The 20,383-nt window shown below is 70.9% G+C and carries 12 protein-coding genes; 7 read left to right on the top strand and 5 right to left on the bottom strand.

All coding sequences use genetic code 11. The features are described 5' to 3' along the window. Positions 1 to 9 precede the first annotated feature (9 nt). Together SGFS_RS02460 and SGFS_RS02455 are read right to left on the bottom strand one after the other, a co-directional pair. Positions 10 to 372, bottom strand: coding sequence for a cupin domain-containing protein (locus SGFS_RS02460; RefSeq protein WP_286247231.1), 363 nt, complete (start codon positions 370 to 372; stop codon positions 10 to 12). Between the two features lie 91 nt (positions 373 to 463). Beyond that, the gene (locus SGFS_RS02455) at positions 464 to 3,271 is read right to left on the bottom strand and encodes a SpoIIE family protein phosphatase (protein WP_286247228.1); all 2,808 of its coding nucleotides are present in this window, start codon (positions 3,269 to 3,271) and stop codon (positions 464 to 466) included. Positions 3,272 to 4,089: 818 nt separating this feature from the next. Here SGFS_RS02455 and SGFS_RS02450 point away from each other — a divergent pair. After that, positions 4,090 to 5,064 carry a hypothetical protein gene (locus SGFS_RS02450; RefSeq protein WP_286247226.1) on the top strand — a complete coding sequence of 325 codons (975 nt, stop codon included), beginning with the start codon at positions 4,090 to 4,092 and terminating at the stop codon, positions 5,062 to 5,064. A gap of 233 nt (positions 5,065 to 5,297) precedes the next feature. Next, complete coding sequence (locus tag SGFS_RS02445; RefSeq protein ID WP_286247223.1) at positions 5,298 to 6,515, top strand: right-handed parallel beta-helix repeat-containing protein; 1,218 nt, start codon at positions 5,298 to 5,300, stop codon at positions 6,513 to 6,515. A 39-nt stretch (positions 6,516 to 6,554) separates the two neighbouring features. Here SGFS_RS02445 and SGFS_RS02440 read toward each other — a convergent pair whose 3' ends face one another. Further along, entirely contained in the window at positions 6,555 to 7,433 is an 879-nt protein-coding gene (locus tag SGFS_RS02440) for a Gfo/Idh/MocA family protein (protein WP_286247221.1), read from the bottom strand. A gap of 214 nt (positions 7,434 to 7,647) precedes the next feature. Here SGFS_RS02440 and SGFS_RS02435 point away from each other — a divergent pair, with 214 nt between their 5' ends. From SGFS_RS02435 to SGFS_RS02420, 4 genes are all read left to right on the top strand, one after another. Next, a complete protein-coding gene (locus SGFS_RS02435; protein ID WP_286247220.1) occupies positions 7,648 to 9,906 on the top strand; it encodes an MMPL family transporter in 2,259 nt (752 codons plus the stop codon). Between the two features lie 195 nt (positions 9,907 to 10,101). Then, positions 10,102 to 11,304, top strand: a complete 1,203-nt coding sequence (locus tag SGFS_RS02430) for a serine hydrolase domain-containing protein (RefSeq protein ID WP_286247219.1) — start codon at positions 10,102 to 10,104, stop codon at positions 11,302 to 11,304. Positions 11,305 to 11,517: 213 nt separating this feature from the next. After that, on the top strand, positions 11,518 to 12,981 hold the full coding sequence (locus SGFS_RS02425) for a carbohydrate kinase family protein (RefSeq protein WP_286247217.1): 1,464 nt from the start codon (positions 11,518 to 11,520) through the stop codon (positions 12,979 to 12,981). Continuing rightward, positions 12,971 to 14,566 (top strand): PfkB family carbohydrate kinase, encoded by a 1,596-nt coding sequence (locus SGFS_RS02420; protein WP_286247214.1) that lies wholly within the window; start codon positions 12,971 to 12,973, stop codon positions 14,564 to 14,566. The genes SGFS_RS02425 and SGFS_RS02420 overlap by 11 nt, the downstream gene beginning before the upstream one ends. 14 nt (positions 14,567 to 14,580) lie before the next feature. Here SGFS_RS02420 and SGFS_RS02415 read toward each other — a convergent pair whose 3' ends face one another. Beyond that, positions 14,581 to 15,036, bottom strand: a complete 456-nt coding sequence (locus SGFS_RS02415; protein WP_286247212.1) for a (2Fe-2S)-binding protein — start codon at positions 15,034 to 15,036, stop codon at positions 14,581 to 14,583. A gap of 67 nt (positions 15,037 to 15,103) precedes the next feature. Further along, complete coding sequence (locus tag SGFS_RS02410) at positions 15,104 to 17,176, bottom strand: xanthine dehydrogenase family protein molybdopterin-binding subunit (RefSeq protein ID WP_286259742.1); 2,073 nt, start codon at positions 17,174 to 17,176, stop codon at positions 15,104 to 15,106. Positions 17,177 to 17,679: 503 nt separating this feature from the next. Here SGFS_RS02410 and SGFS_RS02405 point away from each other — a divergent pair. Beyond that, positions 17,680 to 20,343: an NACHT domain-containing protein gene (locus SGFS_RS02405; protein ID WP_286247210.1), complete on the top strand. Its 2,664-nt coding sequence runs from the start codon at positions 17,680 to 17,682 to the stop codon at positions 20,341 to 20,343. Positions 20,344 to 20,383 lie beyond the last annotated feature (40 nt).

Here is a 20,383-nt window from a genome sequence, read left to right as displayed (position 1 = left end):
CGCCGGGCGTCAGTCCTTCGCCTTGGCGTACTCCTGAGCCATGCCTCCGGCGAAGTCGTACACCACACACGGCTCGTCGCCCACGACCCAGGCGTCGTGTCCGGGCGGGCACACGAAGACGTCGCCGGGGCCGACCTCGCCCTCGCCGCCTTCATCCATGGTGATGTGCATCCGTCCCTGGGCGACGTAGCAGTTGTGGTGGATCTGACAGCTGTCCGTGCCCGCGATGGACGCCACGGACTCCGACCAGCGCCAGCCGGGTTCGAAGGTGCCCACGGCGAAGTCGAGTCCGGTCATGTGGAGCGCCTCGAGGTGGCCACGGGGGAAATCCCGTCGCTCGTCCGGCTTGTCGGTGGTCTTGATCTCAAGCATGACGGCTCCTTCCGTTCCGGCCCACCTCCTCATCGTCCGCCTGTCAAGCCGGGGCCGCCATCCGGGGGAGGCCGCTGCGCCGCGCCCCGGCTCAGGGCAGGGCCTGTTCCGCCCAGATGACCTTCCCGGCGGGCGTGTAGCGGGTGCCCCAGCCCTCGCTGAGCTGGGCGATGAGGAACAGTCCGCGCCCGCCCTCGTCCGTGGCGGCTGCATAGCGCAGATGGGGCGCGGTGCTGCTGGCGTCGGAGACCTCGCAGATCAGCCGGCGGTCGTACAGCAGACGGACCCGGATCGGGCCGTTGCCGTAACGGATCGCGTTGGTGACCAGCTCGCTGAGGATCAGTTCGGTGGTGAACTCCAGCTCTTCGAGCCCCCACTCCGCGAGCTTCCCGCTGACCGAAGCCCGCATCTGACCGACGGCCGCCGGTTCGGCCGGCACCTCCCAGTCGACGACGCGACCGCTGTCCAGCGCGAGCGTACGCGCGACGATGAGCGCGATGTCGTCGCTGGTCCGGGCCGGTGGCAGGGCCTCCAGCACGGCCTGGCAGGTCGCGTCCGGGGACCCGTCGGCCTGGGCCAGGGCCGCGCGCAGCAGCTCCAGACCGTCGTCGATGTCCCGCTCCCGGTCCTCGACGAGCCCGTCCGTGTACAGCACCAGCCGACTGCCCTCCGCCAGTTCGAGATCGGTCGTCTCGAACGGCAGACCGCCGAGGCCCAGCGGCAGACCCGTCGGGATGTCGGGGAAGTCCACGCTGCCGTCGGGACCGACCACCGCCGGCGGCGGATGGCCCGCCCGGGCGACGGTGCAGCGCCGCGCCACCGGGTCGTAGATCGCGTACAGGCAGGTGGCGCCGGTGACCGGTACCGCGTCGTCCTGCGCGTCCTCGTCCTGGTCGATACGGCTGACCAGCTCGTCGAGGAGGCCGAGGATCTCGTCCGGCGGCAGGTCGAGCGCGGAGAAGTTGTGCACCGCCGTACGCAGCCGCCCCATGGTGGCCGCCGCGTGCAGACCGTGGCCGACGACGTCACCGACCACGACGGCGACCCGGGCCCCGGACAGCGGCAGCACATCGAACCAGTCGCCGCCCACCCCGGCCTGCGCGGGAAGGTAGCGGTAGGCGACGTCCAGGGCGCTCTGCTCGGGCAGGGTGCGCGGCAGCAGGCTCCGCTGGAGGGTGACGGCCATGGTGTGCTCGCGGGTGTAGCGCCGGGCGTTGTCGATGGAGACCGCGGCCCGGGCGACCAGTTCCTCGGCGAGGGCCAGCTCCTCCGCGTCGAACGGCTCCGGCTTCTCGGAGCGCCAGAAGGTGACCACGCCCATCACCAGCGGGCCGACCCGCAGCGGCACGGTGATCAGCGAGTGGATGCCGTACGCCACGACCTGCGCGGAGCGTTCGAGGTCCTGGGCGGCCCATCCGGCGGCCTGCGAGAGGTCGGGTTCGAGGAGGGCCTGCCCGGTGCTCAGGCTGTGCCCCTGGGGTGAGGAGGCGACGAAGGTGATGTGCTCGCCCAGCGCGTGGAGCGGGGCGTCCCTGCGGATGCCGGCGACGGCCGTGCGGCGCAGCGGGCGCGCCGTCACCGCCTCCGGTTCCTCGCCGCTCAGCACGGTGTCCGCCAGGTCCACGGTGACGAAGTCCGCGAACCGCGGCACCGCCACCTCGGCCAGCTCCTCGGCCGTACGGGTCACGTCCAGGCCCGTGCCTACGCCCACCCCGGCGTCGTACAGCAGCCGCAGCCGCTCGCGTGCCGCCTCGGCCCGGCCGGACAGGGCGCGCAGCTCGGTGGAGTCCCGCAGTGTCGCCACACTGCCGGACAGCTCGCCCTTGGGGTCGGTGGGCCGCTGGTTGACCGCCAGCAGCCGTTCCCCGACGAGGTGCACCTCGTCCGTGGCCATGCGTCCCGAGTGCAGCAGTTCGGCCATGTGCGACTCCAGGCCGAGTGCGCCGACGTACTGGCCCTCGGCGTGGGCGGGCAGGTCGAGCAGGCGGTGCGCCTCGTCGTTGGCGAGCAGCAGCCGTCCGCCACCGCCGGTGATGATCACGCCTTCCCGGACGGCGTGCAGCACCGCGTCGTGGTGTTCGTACATCCGGGTCATCTCGGACGGGCCGAGGCCGTGGGTCTGGCGCAGCAGCCGCCTGCTGACGAGCGCGGTGCCCGCCGTGGCGAGGGCGAGCGCCGCGGCCGCGGCGGCCAGCAGCAGGGGCAGCTGCCGGTCGGCGACTCCGCCCACGTTCTCGGTCGTGATGCCCGCCGACACCAGGCCCACGACGTTGCCGTCGTCGTCCTTGACCGGTACCACGGCCTGCACCAGTGGCCCGAGCGTGCCGATGACGGACTCGGTGAAGGAGTGGCCCTCCAGCGCGGGTTCGAGGGTCCCGACGAACTTCTTCCCTATGCGGTCCGGCTTGGGGTGGGTGTAGCGGATCCCGTCGGTGTTCATCACCACGACGAAGTCCACCTCGGACTGCACACGGGCGGCCTCGGCCCGTGGCTGGAGCACGGCCGTGGGGTCCGGGGCGCGCAACGCCTCAGCGGTCCCCGGGGCGTTGGCGAAGGTCTCGGCGACGGCGAGCGAGCGGTTGCGGGCCTCCTGCGTGCTGTCGTGGCGCGTCTGGAGCACCAGCGCCACCACGGCCGACACGACCAGCACCAGCACGATCACGACCTGGAACAGGAACACCTGACCGGCGAGACTGCGTCCGCCCACTGCCGAGCGCAGCCCCACGACCGCTCTCCAGCGGGACACCCGCCCCAGCCGATGTCGGCTGACCGTGTCGTTCCGCACGTCATGCGCACGCTGTTCGCGCGCCTCGTGAACGCGGCCGTCTCGGTGCTGCGCGCGCAGGCCGAGGGGGCCGCGGGCCGACTGAGTCCGAGAGCGCCCCAAGAGTCGGACCATGTGCCCATGTCTACACTGCCCCGCGCGATGAGGCGAGAGACATCACACACGGTGACATTGTGTGATCGCAGTGGAACGGTCGATTGCCGTTCCGCAAGCCCCGAAACGGCGAAAACGCCGACGGAACGGTCCCGGCCGCCGGAGGCCCCGCCACCGGGCGAACTCTCGGCCGACGCCGAGACGTTGGTCGATCGCTGACCCGTCGAAAGGTTGCGTAGACAGGCTACGTAGAACTACGGACGACCGGGCGGCGTGAATCTGCGAAAGTCGGTCCATTCAGGTGCGACGGGGACAGGTGGGGCGGGGAGTGGCGGGCAAGGCGCAGGTCATCAGCAGGGATGCGGCACGGCGGGCGTGGCCGGCCGTACCGACGGCCGTTCCGGCCGGGGCGCGTGAGGCCGCATGGAAGGGCTCGGACAGCGGGTAGTCCTCTTCTGCGCCCTACGTTCCGGGCGGCACTCCGCGGCCTTGGCTGGTGGTCCACTTGGGGGAGACGTCACGACCGTCCACGCGGCACGGGGCCGAACGGCCCGGCCCCGGCGGTGTGCTGAACCGTCACCACATGCCGTTCCCCGGCCCGTCCTCGCGGCGCCGGCTTTCCGGCGTTTCCCGGTCGTTCCATCGCCTGAGCGGACCCCGTGGCGTAGCAGCCCGAAGGGCCGGGACTCCGGCCGGACCGGCCGACGCGTCCTGATCACGGGTTCCGCCTTCCTCCCGACACCTGCCGGGGCGCAACCGTCCGACGCCGGGCAGGCCGTCCTCCGCAGCGGGTTCCGCCGCTGCCGCATCCCACCGACCGAGAACACGAGGAGAACCCGATGCACGAAAACCCCGAGGGCGTCCCGGCGGGCGCCCAGCCCCCCACTCCCGCCCCGACCCCGACCCGGGTCGACACACCGGCCCAGCCCCAGGCGTCCGCGCCCCCGGCTCTCCCCGCCGCCATGCATCCCGGGCCCGAGAGCCCGGCCCAGCCCCAGGCTCAGCTCCCGGCCCAGTCGCAGGCGCCTCAGCCCCAGGCGGCGCCGAGCGCCTACGCCTATCCCGCGCCCCAGCCGGCCGCCGGTTACGGCCCTCCCACCGGCCCCGTGCCCGCGCAGCCCAACCCGTACGGTCAGCCGGCCGCCTGGCCGCCGCCCGCCGCGCAGCCCGGGACGGGCGCCGCCGGCCGTGCCGTGCTGTTCACCGTGCTGGGCGCGCTGGTCGCCTCCGCGGCCTGGGCGGGTGGGGTCTTCCTGCTCGGCTGGGGCGGCGGCGGGCCCGAGGCGGACCTGCGCGGCTACGAGGCCAAGGCCAACCTCTGTTCCTCGGTCGACTACTCGAACATGAAGACCGAGTATCCGGAGGAGGACACGGCTCCCGTGCACAACGGGTTCAAGCACGAGGCCCTCGACGAGAGCTACTGCAGCATCTCCCTGAAGAAGTCCTCGACGTCCTCCTACTCCGACGCGTACTTCTCCGTGACGATGGACCTGCACAAGAAGACCGACCCGGCCGCCGAGTTCACGGCGATGTGGTCCGAGTACGACCAGCGCTACGAGGACTACGACGTGGAGAAGATCACCGGCTTCGGCGACGAGGCCTATCTCGTCACCGAGGACACCACCGCCGGCGACGACAAGAGCGGCAGCCGCGCGGTCATCCTCGCGGTGCGCGACGGCTGGATGACGTACCAGATGAGCTGGAGCGCCTACGGGACCTCCTACGACGACTACGAGATGCCCGACGTGGACGACGTCGTGCAGTGGGTCCGAGACGACACCGAGTCGACGCTGGAGAACCTCGCCTCGAACTGACCGGTCCTGCCACCGCCGCAGTTCCCTGGCCCCGGTGGAATCCGCACGCGCCCCGCGTGCGGATTCCACCGGGGCCTCCGCGCGTTCACGGGTAGCTCGTGCGTTCATGAATATGTCCAGCAATCATATACGCGTCTATTGACGCGTTCAGGACAGGGACTCTAGCGTCTGCTCTGCCTTACCGGAAAGCGCTTTCCCCCACTCGTCGGCCAACCCCGCATTGGAGACGAACGATGCGCCCGAACCCCCTACCCGCCCACGCCGGAGCCCTGACCCTCCTCGTCGGCACCCTCGCCGTCCTGTCCACCGGCACCGCGGCCTCCGCACCCGGTCCGGTCACGGCCTCGACCACCTTGTACGTGGCGACCAACGGAGACGACGGGGGCACGGGCACGTCGTCGACCGCGCCGCTGCGCACGATCCAGCGGGCCGTGGACCTCGCACAGCCCGGCTACACGATCCTGATCCGCGGCGGCACGTACGCGCCGACCTCGAACATCCAGCTGCTCAAGAGCGGCACGGCGAGCCAGCCGATCACCCTGCGCAACTACGAGCGTGAACGCGTCGTCATCGACGGCGAGAACATGCCGTACACGCCCGGCGCGGTCGGCTCCAGCATTCCGCGCGCCCAGCGCGGCGCGATCCACCTGGAGGGCGAGTACTGGCGGCTGGGCGGACTGGAGATCGTCCACGGCCCGTACGGCGTCTTCGGCGTGGACACGAGCGGCAATGTCCTCGACCGGCTGATCACCCGGGACAACTACGAGTCCGGACTCCACCTCCAGGGCGCGTCGAGCTCCAACCAGATCCTGAACCTGGACAGCCACGGCAACCGTGACCCCCGTAAGAACGGGGAGAGCGCGGACGGCCTCGCCATCAAGGAGGGCTCCGGCACGGGCAACGTCGTACGCGGCGCCCGGCTGTGGAACAACGCCGACGACGGCCTGGACTTCTGGGAGTTCCTCTCACCGGTGACGGTCGAGAACAGTCTCGCGTACGGCAACGGCTACAACCGCTGGAACATCCCGAACTACACGGGTGACGGCAACGGCTACAAGCTCGGCGGCGGTGGGGACGAGGACCTCCCAGCCGCGCATGCCGTCCGCAACAGCATGGCGTGGGACAACTCGGCCGGCGGCTTCATCGACAACGCCAACCCCGGCAAACTGGTCGCCGACCACTGCACGGCGTGGCGGAACAAGGGCGCCGGGTTCGACTTCGCGGACGCCGACGGCACTCTGACGAAGAACGTGGCCGTCGCCAACGGCACCAACGCCTCGCTCGGCTCGCACTCCGGCGGCAGCGGCAACTCCTGGGACCTCGGCGGCACCTGGTCGTTCGCGAGCACCGACCCGGGCGCCATCACTGGCCCCAGGACGGCCGACGGCACGATCCCGGGATCCGCGTTCCTGCGCCCGGCGAGCGGCGCGGACGCGGGGGCGCGGTTCTGACGAGGCACGAGGCCCCGGCGCGGCGCCCCCGCCGTCCTTTCAGTTGTCGAGGATCTCCTCGGCCTCGACGAGCAGCTCGGTCACCCGGAGGGCGAAGGCCGCGTCGCACGGGTGCGGCCTGCCGGTGCGGGCCGCGTCCAGGAGGCCGTCGGCGGCCCGGGTGAGGGCTTCGACGGCACCTTCTGCGGACGTCGGCAGGACCGCGACACCCGACTTGCCGCGCAGCTCGACGGTGGCTCCGGCAGCCTCGGGCGGGGCGGTCAGGCTGAGGGTCAGGGTGCTCGACGCCCCGCCGGAGTGCCCCAGGACCAGATGGACGGTGTCCTTGGGCCCGCGCGCGGCGGCGGCCACCCGCTCGACCTCGCCGAGCGTGGGCAGCAGTACGGACAGGGCATGGGGGCCGACATCCCACAGGGCCCCCTTCTCCCGCCGCCACGGCGACGCCGCGAACGGGCTGTCGCTGGAGAACACCGAGCCGAGCCACTCCGCACGGCCCGTGAACCAGCCGTCGGCGGCGGCCTGTTCGCCGATCCACGCCTCGACGGCCGTCTGGAACCGGGCGGTGAAGAAGACTACGGAGGCGACACCGGCCTCCCGGGCCGCCTCGACGACGGCCCGGCCGTCCTCGACGCTCGTCGCGAGGGGCTTGTCGAGCAGCAGATGACGGCCCGCCCGCGCGGCCCGTACCGCCAACGGGGCCTGCACCGCCGGTGGCAGGGCTATGGCGACCGCGTCCACCTCGGTGAGGAGGGCGTCGACGTCCTCGTACGCACGCGTGTCATGGCGGTCGGCCAGACTCCGGGCCGCCTCCGCCCTCCTGCCCCACACACCGACGAAGTCCAGCCCGCCGTGCGCCTGCAGCGCGGGGGCGTACGCCATCTCGGCCCACGGCCCCGTCCCGAGCAGCCCGATCCGCATACCGCCACCTCTCCTCGTGTCCCCGCGGGGGATCCCCTGGAGCGTCCGACACCCGCCGACCGCCCGAGTGCCACTGAGCCTTTCACGCGGACCCCGGCCCGCGCAGCCACCCCCGGGAGGCGAAGCACGTGGTGCTGGAGATGCCGGAGTGAGAGGAGGGACGTCTAATGGAGGCGTACGGGGAGAACGGGGATCGCTCCTGCTGGAGAGGCCGATGCGCTCAAGTCGTGCGAGCCGTGGAGGCGAGGGCGAAACCGCCAAGGGATGGCTGCGGCGGCTGGGCGAGTGGTGTGCCCGTCACTTCGTGCTCGTCATCGTCGCCTGGCTCGTGGTCCTCGCCGCAGTGCAGGTCCTGAACCGCTCCTTCGGCGGGGAGTACGAGGACAACTTCTCCCTTTCGGGAGTGCAGTCCACGAAGGGCCTGGACGTCCTGGAGAAGCACGATCCGGCGGCCGGCGGCTACAGCAGCCAGATCGTGCTGCACGACTCCGACAAAGCGCTGACCTCGCTGGACTCCCAGATGTCCCAGACGGTCGGCGACCTGCAGAAACTGCCGCATGTCCTGTCGGTCCAGAACCCGTTGACCGCCCCCTCCGGACAGTCGTCCCAATCGTCCGGGCAGTCGCAGCCGAACGTCGGCCCCCTGTCCTCCGACCAGAAGACGGCGTACATCACCATCCGCTTCGACGAGCAGCCGTCGACCCTCGGCGACGACTACCTCGACGGCGTGGACGACTCCGTGAAACCACTGCGGGCGGCGGGCGCCGACGTCGAGTACGGCGGGCAGCTCGGCGAACTGGCCCGGCCCGCGGCCGACGACCGGGTGAGTGAAGCGATCGGCTTCGCGGTCGCGATCGTCGTACTCCTTGTCGGCTTCGGCAGTGTCATCGCGGCCGGACTGCCCCTGATCACCGCACTCCTCAGTGTCATCGGCGGTCTCGCCTGCCTCGGCCTACTGGCCTCTGCCTTCACGTTCGCGACGGTCTCGCCGACCCTGGCCACGATGATCGGGCTCGGCGTGGGCATCGACTACGCCCTGTTCCTGATCACCCGTCACCGGCAGAACCTGATGAACGGCTCCGACCCGGTGCACGCGGCCGGACACGCCACGGCGACCAGCGGACGCGCCGTGCTCGTCTCCGGCTGCACGGTGATCATCGCCCTGGCGGGCCTGTCGGTGTCCGGAGTGTCCTTCATCGCAAAACTGGGCCTCGCGGCCGCGGTGACGGTCGTCTCGGCGGTGGCCGGTGCCCTGACCCTGGTCCCCGCCCTGCTGGGGCTCATCGGCAGACGCATCGACCGCTACCGGGTCCGCCGCCCGATCGCCGAGACCGGCACCGAGGACGAGGACGCCCCGGTGGAAGGAACCTGGCACCGCTACGCGCAACGCGTGGAACACCGGCCCTGGCAGTTCCTGGCGGCGGGCGTCACGGTCGTGGTCGTCCTGGCGATCCCCGTCTTCTCCATCCAACTCGGTCACATCGGCGACGGCGCCGACCCCACCTCCTTCACCGACCGACGTGCCTACGACCTGATGAGCGACGCCTTCGGCCCCGGCTCCAACGGTCCGCTCACCGTCGTCATCGACCAGACCTCGGTCCCGTCCTCCGACCGCGACTCCCTCCAGAGCAAGACGCAGAAGAACCTTCAGGCGGCGGACGGGGTGTACGTCGTCACGCCACTGTCGCCGACGCAGGACGGGGACGTCCTGGTCGGCACGGTCTACTCCAAGGAGTCCCCGCAGAACGCCGACACCACCGACCTGGTGAACCGTCTCGTCGACGACACACTCCCGGCCTCGGTCTCCGGCACCGAGGCCGAGGGCTATGTCACCGGCACCACGGCCGCCCAGGTCGACTTCCGGGACATCGTCGCGAGCCGGCTGCCTCTGATCATCGGCGTCGTCGTGGCCCTGGCCTTCCTGATCATCCTCATCGTCTTCCGCGGCCTGCTCGTCGCCCTGAAGGCGGCGGTCCTCAACGTCCTGTCGATCGCCGCCTCGTACGGCGTGGTCGTCGCCGTCTTCCAATGGGGCTGGGGCGGTCCCGCCCTGGGGGTCAACGGCAAGGTGCCCATCGAGAGCTATGTCCCGATGATGATGTTCGCCATCATCTTCGGCCTGAGCATGGACTACGAGATCTTCCTCCTCTCCCGCGTCCATGAGGCCTGGCTGCGCACGGGCGACGCCCGGGACGCGGTCGCCCACGCCCTGGAGATCACGGCACGGGTCATCACCTGCGCCGCCCTCATCATGGTCAGCGTCTTCGCCGCGTTCATCATCAGCGACAACATCGTGGTCAAGATGCTGGGGCTGGGCCTCGCCGTCAGCGTCCTCATCGACGCGACCGTCGTACGCCTCCTCCTCGTCCCCGCGGTGATGACCCTCCTGGGCCCCCACGCCTGGTGGACACCCCACTGGCTCGACCGCATGCTGCCGCACATCGACGCGGAGGGGGAGGACGGGCGCGGTTGAGATCGCACGTCTCCGGGCGCCCTGCCGCGCCCCGGCGCGGGCGGAGCGCGAGGGCCCTCGTGAGCGCTTCGCCCGCTCCCGTGCGGCGGGCGTGCCGTGGCGTACAGGTCAATGACATCGGGTAGTGCATGAGTCACGAAGCGTCACCGACGTTCGGTCTGACAGGCCGTCGCGTCCATCCAGGGGGAGACCACCATGCCTGCGACCTGTCGGCCGTCCGGGCCGGGTGCTGCCCGATCCCGGGCCGGTGCGCGCGCCGTCGCCGCCTCGGCGGTCTGGGGCATGGCCCTCGCCCTGTTGCTCGGCCCGGCGCACGGGGCGCGAGCCGCGCCGGCACCCGCCCCTGCGGGCCTTCAACAGGCACTGGACGCCGTGGTCGAGGACGGCAGGGCCACGGCGGCCCTGGCCGAGCTCGACGACGGCGGCGACGCCGTCTGGCGCGGCACCTCCGGTGTGGCCGACCTCGCGACCCGTGCCCAGGTACGGGTGGACGGCCTGTTCCGGGCCGGCAGTGTCACCAAACCGTTCGTCGCGACCGTCGTGCTCCAGCTGGTCGGCGAGGGCCGGCTGGGGCTGGACGACCCGGTCGACCGCCATCTGCCGGGCCTCCTCACGACCCCCGGCCACGAGGAGATCACCGTACGGATGCTGCTCAACCACACCGCCGGGCTCTTCGAGTACACGGATGACCCGAGATTCGAGGTGACCGAGGCGGACATACCGCGCTGGCTGACGGTGGACCGGTGGCGCCACCACAGCCCGCGGCGGCTGGTGAGGATCGGTCTGAGCCACCCGCCGTACTTCCGCCCGGGGGAGGGCTTCCACTACTCCAACACCCACTACGTGCTCGCCGGACTGCTCATCGAGGAGATCACCGGGCGTTCCTACGAGGACGAGATCACCGACCGCATCCTGCGCCCCCTCGGGCTGCGCCACACCTCCCTGCCGGGCGACCGCCCCACCCTCCCCGGTCCGCACGCCCGCGCCTACCTCAGGCTCTCCACCGGGCCCGTCGACGTGACCGAGTTCAACCCCACCTACTACGGCGCCTCCGGAGCCGTCGTCTCCACCGCCGCCGACCTCGACCGGTTCCACGCGGCCCTGCTGGGCGGCGATGTGCTGCGGCCCGCCGAACTGGCGGAGATGAAGCGCCTCGTCGACACCGGCGGCGGCGAACAGGCCTTCGGTCTCGGCCTGTTCCGCCTGAGCTCGCCCTGTGGGCCGCTGTGGGGTCACAGCGGCGGCGCCGTCAGCTTCGGCACCCTCCTGCTCGGCTCACCCGACGGCCGACGCCAGGTCACCGTCTCGTACAACGCCTACGACCCGGACGCGGACGAGGCCCTGGAGGAGGCGGTCGTGGCCTTCGTCTTCAAGGCGCTGTGCGGCAGTGACGGATGAAGGCCCCCGGGAGCCGGTCGGAGTAGGCGGAGAAGTGCCGGAGGAAAGCAGCGGAGACGGGGTATCCCCTATCTGAAACGGTCTGTGCGCTGTCGTTCGGGGGGCGATGGGGTGGGCGGGAACGTGGGCGGGGGAAAGCGTGTCCCGGACATCGTGGGGTTCGGGGCCTTGAACGTCGACTACATAGCGAGTGCTTCCAGGCTGTCGAACCGGATGGCCGAGCAGATCTCCGAGTCGACGGCCCGGTTCGAGTGGAACACCGAGGGGCCGGTCGACGAACTGACGATCAGAAGGGTCATCGAGCGGCTGGGCGCGTCGTCCCTCGACGCGTCGCTGGGCGGCTCGGCGTGGCTGACGGTGTTCACCCTGGCCCAGATGCGCCTGGGCCTGCGGCTCGGCTACGTCGGCGTGCTCGGACGCATCGAGACCGCTGGGCTGTCCTTCGTACGCCAGATGGACCTGCTGAACATCGACCGTCGCTGGGTGGCCCGACACTCGCACCGGCTGTGCGGGATCTGTCTGTCCTACCTGGACGACGTGGAACGGGTGATGCTGACGCATTCCGGCGCGAACTACCTGATGGCCGAGCACTTACAGACGCACGGCGACCAGATCGCGCGCTACCTCTCGCGGGCACGCCTGGTGCACGTCACGTCCTTCCTGGACGACGTGACCCCACCGCTGATGCTCGGCCTGCTGAAGCAGGCCCAGAGCCTGAACCCCGCACTGCGCATCAGCTTCGACCCGGGGTACGACTGGGCCGCGCACCGCTCGGACACCATCGACGGCATCCTCGCCCTGAGCGACCTGCTGTTCGTCAACCACCGGGAGTTCAAGGTCCTGGGCCGGTACGCGCCCGGTGAGACGGACGAGGTGCTCGCCCGCAGGGTGCTGGCCCGCTGCGCGGAGGGCTGCACGCTGTTCGTCACCAAGCGGTACGACGCCATCGAGGTGTTCCGCTCCTCCGGCTCCGACGTCCGGCGGCAGCGCTTCCAGCGCAGGCGGCCGCTGCGCGAGACGGACCTGGAGGACGCCACAGGGGCCGGCGACGTGTTCTCCGCCTCCGTGCTGGCCGCGCTCACCTCGCGCAGGCTCCAGGTGGAGCTGGGCTCCTTCCTGGGGCTCAGCCTGGCCCGTCATCGCTCGGCGCACCGGCATCTTCCGGCCAGAGTGGTGCCCGCCCTGGAGCCCGACGGGTTTCTCCAGTCCCGTGAGACACCCGTCAGCCCGCCGAGTCAGCCCCGTGCCGTGCTCGTCACCCATGACGGGGGAACCCAGTGGGAGACGCTCCACCGCTTCCTGAAGGAGGACTGCCGCCTGACCGTGCACTCCCTGAGCACGGATCCGCAGGGCGGCGTCGACCCTCTGACCTTGCGTGAGCAGGTCGTGCGGTGCGGATTCGCGGTGTGCGTGCTGTCGGCCGACCGCCTCATGGCGGGCGGCAAGCGCCGCGCCAACGAGGACATCGTCCACCGGGTGGGCATGTTCCAGGGCTACTACGGTTTCGGGCGCGTGGCGATCCTCGCCGAGGAAGGCTGCGAGCCCTGGTCCAACAACGCAGGGCTGATCCGGATGGATTTCGCCCCCGGCCACATAGATAGCGCTTTCGTTGAATTGGAAAGAATGCTGGCGCGAGAAGGATTCCTGGGACCGGGGAGGCAGCGACGTGACCAGTAGGCCGAGCGGCGGGCTCACAACGGCAGCACGGGGCGGCTTCGCCCTGGACGTAGTAGGCATCGGCGCACTGAATCTCGACTACCTCACCCACTCCGACGCCACCCCCGGAGCCCGGGAGCCCTGGCTGCCGCTGAGCACCCGCATCGCCGAACTGCTCGACGACGGCCGCCCGGCACCCGAGTGGGGCACCGAGGCGGCGGTCGACGAGGCGACCGTCTACGCCGCGCTGGAGGCGGCCAACCCCTCGGCCCTGCAGACCTCCCTGGGAGGCTCGGCCTACAACGCCGTCAACGCCCTCGCGCAGATGCAGCTCGATCTGCGGCTGGGCTACGTCGGCGTCGCGGGGCGCGTACCCGGGCCCGGCCTGTCGGCGATCCGCCAGCTGGAGAGCCTCGGCGTGGACCACCCTTTCGTCTTCCGCGACGACGACCACCTGTGCGGTGTCTGCTTCGCCTTCACCGAGAACGGCGAGCGCACCCTGCTCACCCACGCGGGGGCGAACGCCGCCATGGCCGACCACATCGACGCGGCCTTCGACGACCTGGTCGCCTACCTCGCCACCGCGCGCGTCGTCCACGTCACCTCGTTCCTGGACGACCGGACGCCGCGCCGGCTCCTCGACGTCCTCCAGGCCGTCAAACAGGCCAGCCCCGGGACCCTGATCAGCTTCGACCCCGGCCACGTGTGGAGCCACCAGAGCACACCGGAGATCGAGGCCATGGTGTCCCTCGCGGACTTCCTTCTCCTCAACCATCGCGAATTCCGGGAACTCGGCCGCTGCGCGGAGCAGGACAACGACGAGATCGTGGCGGCACGCCTGCTGGACCGCCTCGCCGACGACCGGGCCGTCATCATCGTCAAACGCCGCACCGGCATCCACGCCTGGCGCCGCGACGAGTCCAAGGTCCTCGACGACTTCTACCCGCAGATCGTGCTGGCCGACGACGAGATCGAGGACGCCACCGGCGCGGGCGACGTCTTCGCGGCCGGCCTCCTCGCCGCACTCACCGCCGACCGGCTCAAGATCGAGCTCGGCTCACTGCTGGGGATGACCCTGGCCCGGCACAAACTCCGCTACGTCGGCAGCCACGGCCACTCCCAACTGGCCGGTATTGCCCAGGACTTCATCCCCGCCCTGGACGCCGCCCGCCGTACCGCCTCCCTGCCCGAGGGCGTCTTCGTCGCCCATGGCCGCAGCCCGCAGTGGCTGGCGGTGAAAGCCTTCGTGGAACAGCGCTTCGGTGTGCCGGTGTACTCCTTCGAGTCCCACTCGTGGGGCAGCCGTCCGGTCACCGAGGCGCTGACGGAGTACCTGCACCGGTGCAGCTTCGCGGTGTGCGTGCTGACCGCCGAGGACGCCACCGGGGACGGCCACCTGGTCGCCCGCCAGAACGTCATCCACGAGATCGGCCTCTTCCAGGGCCACCGAGGAACCGACCGCGTACTGGTGCTGGTGGAGGAAGGCTGCGATTCGGTGCCCGCCGCCGTGGCCGCCTACACGGCCATGTTCCCCCGCAACGCCATCCATCAGGCCCTGTGGCCCCTGGACCGGGCACTGCAGAGCCACGGCTTCGAGCACGTGTGACCCGTGGGCGACTGTTACTCGTCCGCCGACACCTTCCTGATCGCTTCGCGGATCCGGGAGTACGTACCGCAGCGGCAGACGTTCTCGATGCGGTCGATGTCGGCGTCGGTCGGGCGGCCCTTCTTCTTCAGCAGGGCCGCCGCGGCCATGATCTGGCCCGGCTGGCAGAAGCCGCACTGGGCGACGTCGCAGTCCAGCCAAGCCTGTTGGACAGGGTGCAACTCATCGCCGTCGGCCAAACCCTCGATCGTGGTGACCTCGTGGCCCGCGCAGTCCGCGACCGGGACGACACAGGGCTGGAACTCCCCGCCGTCCAGATGACTCGTACACGCACGGCAGACACCCACGCCGCAGCCGTACTTGGGCCCCGTGACGTTCAGCATGTCCCGCAGCACCCACAGCAGGGGCATCTCGGCCGGGGCCTCGACGGTGACCGGTTTCCCGTTGAGGACGAAGGAGTAGGAGGGCATCGGCACCTTCTCGGAGGCTGGCGGAATCGAAAGGCTGTCGGCTTCGGTGTCTGTCGGGATCGGAGGCTCAGAAGTTCAGGGGGAAGCGGCGGGGCTTGGAGCCGGTCGCCCGGGCATAGGCGTTGGCGACGGCACCGGCCGCGGCCGGCACGCCGAGTTCGCCCGCGCCGCCGGGTTCCCGCCGGGAGGGCATGATGTGCGCCTCGAAGCGCAGTGGGGCGTGTCGTTGGCGGGCGTAGTGGAAGTCGGCGTAACTGCTCTCGCGGACGGCGCCCCGGTCGATGTGCAGACCGGCCTGGAGGACGGTGGAGATCCCGTCGATCGCGGTACCCATGAGCTGGGCCTCGAGTCCACGTGGGTTGACGGCCGTCCCGACGTCGGCCGCCATCACCACCTTGGTCACCCTGGGCGCCTTCGCATCGGTGACGTCGATCTCGACCAGACAGGCGACGCACGAGCCGTACTCCTCGTGGACGGCGACACCCTGGCCGTGGCCCTCCGGCAGGGCGCGGCCCCAGTCCCCGGCGGTCGCGACCTTGTCGAGTACGGCCTTGACCGCCTTGTTCCTGAGCGTGGTGCGCCGGAAGGCGACCGGGTCCTTGCCGAGGCTCCGGGCCACCTCGTCGACGATGATCTCCTCCGCCGTGCGCACCGTCCCGGAGTCCACCGACCGCCAGGCGCCGAGGGGCATCGCCAGTTCGACCGAGCCCGAATCGCCGGTGACACGTCCGAAGTTGTACAGACCGTTGTCGCTGGGCAGCGGGCCACTCGCGGCGGCGAACGCCGCCCGGCTCACGGCCCCCACCGCTTCGTACGCCTCACTCACCGAGGCCATGGCGTGGGTGAAGGCCACCACCCTGCCGCGGGCGTGACTGGCCCGGATCCGGTGATGGCTGGCCGGGCGCATCCGGCCGTGGCGTATGTCGTCGGCGCGGCTCCACATCAGCTTGACCGGCAGGCCCGCCGCCTTCGACACGAGGGCCGCCTCGATCGCGGCGTCGTGGTTCAGCCGCCGGCCGAAGGAGCCGCCGCCTCGGACGACATGGACCTTCACCTTCGACGTGGGCAGCCCGACCGCCGAGGCGATGCTCTCTCGGGCGTCCATCGGCGTCTGCGAGGAGAACCAGATCTCGGCCCGGTGCGCGCGGACGTCCGCTATCGCGGTCAGCACCTCCATCGGCGCGTGGCCGACGAAGGCGAACTCGAACTCGCCCTCCGTCTGCGTGGATCCGCCGGGCGGGTCGCCGAGCCGTGGGACAGCCGCCCGCAGCCGTGAGCGGATCGCGGCGTCGGACAGTGACACCAGCGGGCCCGGACTCCAACGGATCCGCAGGGCGTCCCTGGCCTTGAAGGCGTGGTGGAAGGAGTCCGCCACCACGGCGACCCCACCTGCGACCTCGACGACCGCGTGGACACCAGGCATCGTGCGCGCGGCCCGCTCGTCGAACCAGAGCACCTTCCCGCCGAGCGTCGGGGGTCTGGCCACCACGGTCGGCTTCGCCCCGGCCACCGTCAGGTCTCCGGCGTACTTCGCCTTGCCCGTGACGATGTCCCGCGCGTCGATCCGGGTCGTCGGCCGCCCGATCACCCGGTGCTTCGAGGCCGGCTTGGGTTTCGTCGGCACATCGGGCCGCTGGATCCGGGCCGCGCTCGCGGTGAGCGACCCGAAGGTGGCCGAACGCCCGTCCGGCGCGATCACCTTCGTGTCCCGCGTACGCAGGGACCGCGCGGGCAGGTGCCAGCGTCTGGCGGCCGCGGTCACCAGCCTGGCGCGCGCGGTGGCGGCCAGCTCGCGGGCCGGACCGTACAGCGAACGCACCGAACTCGATCCGCCGGTGAACTGGTTGCCTTTGGCGCGGGCGTCGGCGAGCGGGATGTCGACGTCGACGAGCCGGGCGTCCAGCTCCTCGGCGATCATCATGGCGACGGCGGTGGTGACGCCCTGGCCGACCTCGGCGCGCGGCAGCCGTACGACGACCTTGTTGGCCTCGGTGACTTCGAGGACCAGCATCTCCTCGTCGGTGCCGGTCACGAGCACGTCGGACGGCAGGCGGCCGGGTTCGGCGCCTTCGGCGGGCGAGGTGTCACAGCCCATGGAGGCCGCGAGGGTCAGGGTGGACGCCGCGACCGAGTAGACCATGAACCCACGGCGGGACAACTGACGGGCCAACAGGCGCTCCTCTCCGAGTTCCCCGATCGGTTCGACTGGCAGGACGGGTCAACGCCTCCCGGGGTTCCATTGAGGGAGCCGAGAGTCCGGAATGCGTGTCGAATCGGCCTGGGGGCGCTTCGCCCGGGTCCGGCCTCGGTCGACGGATCGGCAACCGAGGGCGGTCGCGTGCCCGTCCATCGGCCGATGCCCGCCGACCTCGCGCCGCCCCAGCACTAGGACGAGGCACCCGGACGGGGAGGCACGACGATCACGCGTATGCGAACAAGGACAGGCCTGGCCACCGCGCCACTTTCCTGGCGCCCGGCGCCCGGCGCCCGGCGCCCGGCCGACGAGGCGCACGAGGAGGAGGGGTGCGGGATCCCCCCCACGACCTCCGCTTCACCGGCAAGGCCCTCCGGCCTCCCCTGTCGTGACGTGACGTCGAACGGGGTACGACAGGGCAAGAGGTGCCATCGGGGGAAGGGGTACGTGTGGACGCTGCTGCCGTCGGTGCTCGTCTGGCGTCGAGCGTGGTCGCTCCGCTGGTCAAGAAACTCTTCGTCCAGGAGGGGCCCGGGGCCGGTCTCGTCTCGGCGCCGGTGAAGGTCTCCGGCCTGGTGTCCTTCCGCGGGGAGAAGCGGATCCTGGGGGAGAAGGAACTGAGCAAGGTCGCGGCGGAACTGGTCGCGCGGGCCGTCGGATCCGCCGGCCCCGTCGAGAGACCGGTCGCCATCGACGAGGAGGACGCCGTATCCATCGCGCTGGCCCGCACGCTACGGGCCCTGGGCGACCTGGACATGGACGACGTCCAGGCGGTCCAGCTCGGTCACCGGGCCCTCGGCAGACGGCTGCGCGACGCCGATCCCCGGGTGACCTTCGACCTGTCCGACGACGCGGCACGGCTGCACGACGCACTCGTGGACGTAGCCTGCCTGCACATCCTGCACTTCTTCACCCAGCGCTCGACCTTCGTCGCCCGCACGCTCGTCGGCCAGAGCACCCGACTCGCCGAAGCCGTCACCCGGATCGACCTGCTGCTCGAACGCACACCGTCACGCCTCGGCGAGGACGCCACGTTCGAGGCGCGCTACGCCGCGTACATCATCGAGAAGTACGGCACGCTCACGATCTACGGCATCGACTTCACCAACTCCCCCGCGGAGTGGCCGCTGGACACCGCGTACCTCAGTCTGGAGCTGGGCGTCGGCGAACGCACGCGCCAGTTGCCCATTCGCGCCGATCACGTGCTGGACGGACGCGACCAGGTACTGCTGCGCGGCGTCGCCGGCTCCGGGAAGACCACGCTCGTACAGTGGCTGGCGGTGACCGCCGCACGCCAAGGGACCACCAGCGAAGGGCACTTGGCATCCCTGACCGGCCGGGTGCCGTTCGTGCTCACACTGCGGACCCTGACCCGCTCCTGGCACGACCTGCCCACACCCGGCCGCTTTCTGACAGCCGTACGCAATCCGCTCGCCGACGCGCAGCCGCACGGCTGGGCCGACCGGGTCCTGCAGTCCGGGCGCGGCCTGCTCCTGGTCGACGGCGTGGACGAGGTGCCGAGCGCCGTCCGCGAGAAGGCCAAGGAATGGCTGCGCGATCTCATCACCGCGTACCCGGGAAACCAGTGGCTCATCACCTCCCGCCCCTCCGCAGTACGCGAACGATGGCTGGACGGCCAGGGGTTCACCGAAGGGTCCCTGGCACCCATGAGCACGGCCGACGTCGTCCACTTCATCCGGCGCTGGCACTCGGCGGCCCGGGCCAGCGACACCTCCGACTGGGACCTGCTGGACACCTACGAACAGTCACTGATGGCGGCCGTCCGCACCAAGGGGGACCTCTCCCGCCTGGCCACCAACCCCCTGATGTGCGGCCTGATCTGCGCCCTGCACCGGGACCGCCGGGGCTTCCTGCCCCGGGCCCGCAAGGACCTCTACGACGCCGCTCTGTCGATGCTGCTCTCCCGCCGGGACATCGAGCGGAACATGGCGCTCACAGACAGCATCGACCTAACCGAGGAGCCCAAGACACAACTCCTGCAGAAGCTCGCGTACAAGTTCCTGCTGAACGGCAAGTCGGAGATCGACACCGTCCAGGCCGAACTGATCATCGCCCATACGCTTCCCTCGGTGGCCGCCGCCGCGAGCCAGGGCTCGGCGCACCAGGTCTTCCGGCATCTGCTGCTGCGCAGCGGAGTACTGCGCGAACCGGTGCCCGGCACGATCGACTTCATCCACCGCACCTTCCAGGACTACCTCGGCGCCAAGGCCGCAGTCGAGGAAGGTGACCTGGCGCTGCTGGCGCTGCGCGCGACGGACAGTCAGTGGGAGGACGTCATCCGCATGGCCATCGCCCACGCCCGGCCCAAGGAACGCGCGGTCCTGCTGAACGAACTCATCGCGCGGGGTGACGTCGCCGGCCCCCGACGCCGCACGCTGCTGCACCTCCTCGCCATGGTGTCCCTGGAGCACGCGACCGAACTCGAACCGTCCATCAGGGCCCGGGTGGAACAGCGCGCGGCCCTCCTGATCCCGCCCAGGAGCAACGCCGAGGCCCAGGACCTGGCACAGGTGGGCCCCGTGGTGCTCGAACTGCTCCCCGGGCCGGAGGGACAGGAGCGTGAGACGGCCGTCCTCACCGTCCGGACGGTGACACTCATCGGCGGCGACGCGGCGATACCCGTCCTCGCGCGATACACAGAACACCCGGATCACGTCGTACGCAGCCATGTCGCCGCCGCCTGGCACCGCTTCGACACCGATCAGTACGCCCACGAGGTCATCGCCCGCCTCTCGGGGGACGACATCTACTTCGAGATCGTGAACCAGGCCGAACTCGCCGCGATCGGACGCCTCGGCGGCCGCCCCCGGCTGCGTATCGGCGAGGACCTCACCGCCGACGACCTGGTGAACGGCATCACCGCCGAACGCCTCACCTGCCTGTGGCTGCGCGCCGACCACGCCCCCACATGGGAGTGGCTGTCCGCCTTTCCCCACCTGCACACACTCCTGCTCGACCGCAGCGCCAACGCCGTGGACCTGTCCTCACTGGCCGCCCATCCGCGGCTGCGGACGCTGGGCATGGACCCGAGACAGCGAACAACCGCAGGGGGAGCACCCGACCCCCGCTTCCAGATCACGAACATCGTCTGACCGCTAGACCCACGTCAGCCGCACGGGGGTGCCGTAGGCT

It is taken from the genome of Streptomyces graminofaciens (assembly GCF_030294945.1).
GTDB lineage: Bacteria > Actinomycetota > Actinomycetes > Streptomycetales > Streptomycetaceae > Streptomyces > Streptomyces graminofaciens.
The sequence above is the reverse complement of the archived record's forward strand: the minus strand, read 5'-3'. Positions and strand labels throughout refer to the sequence as shown.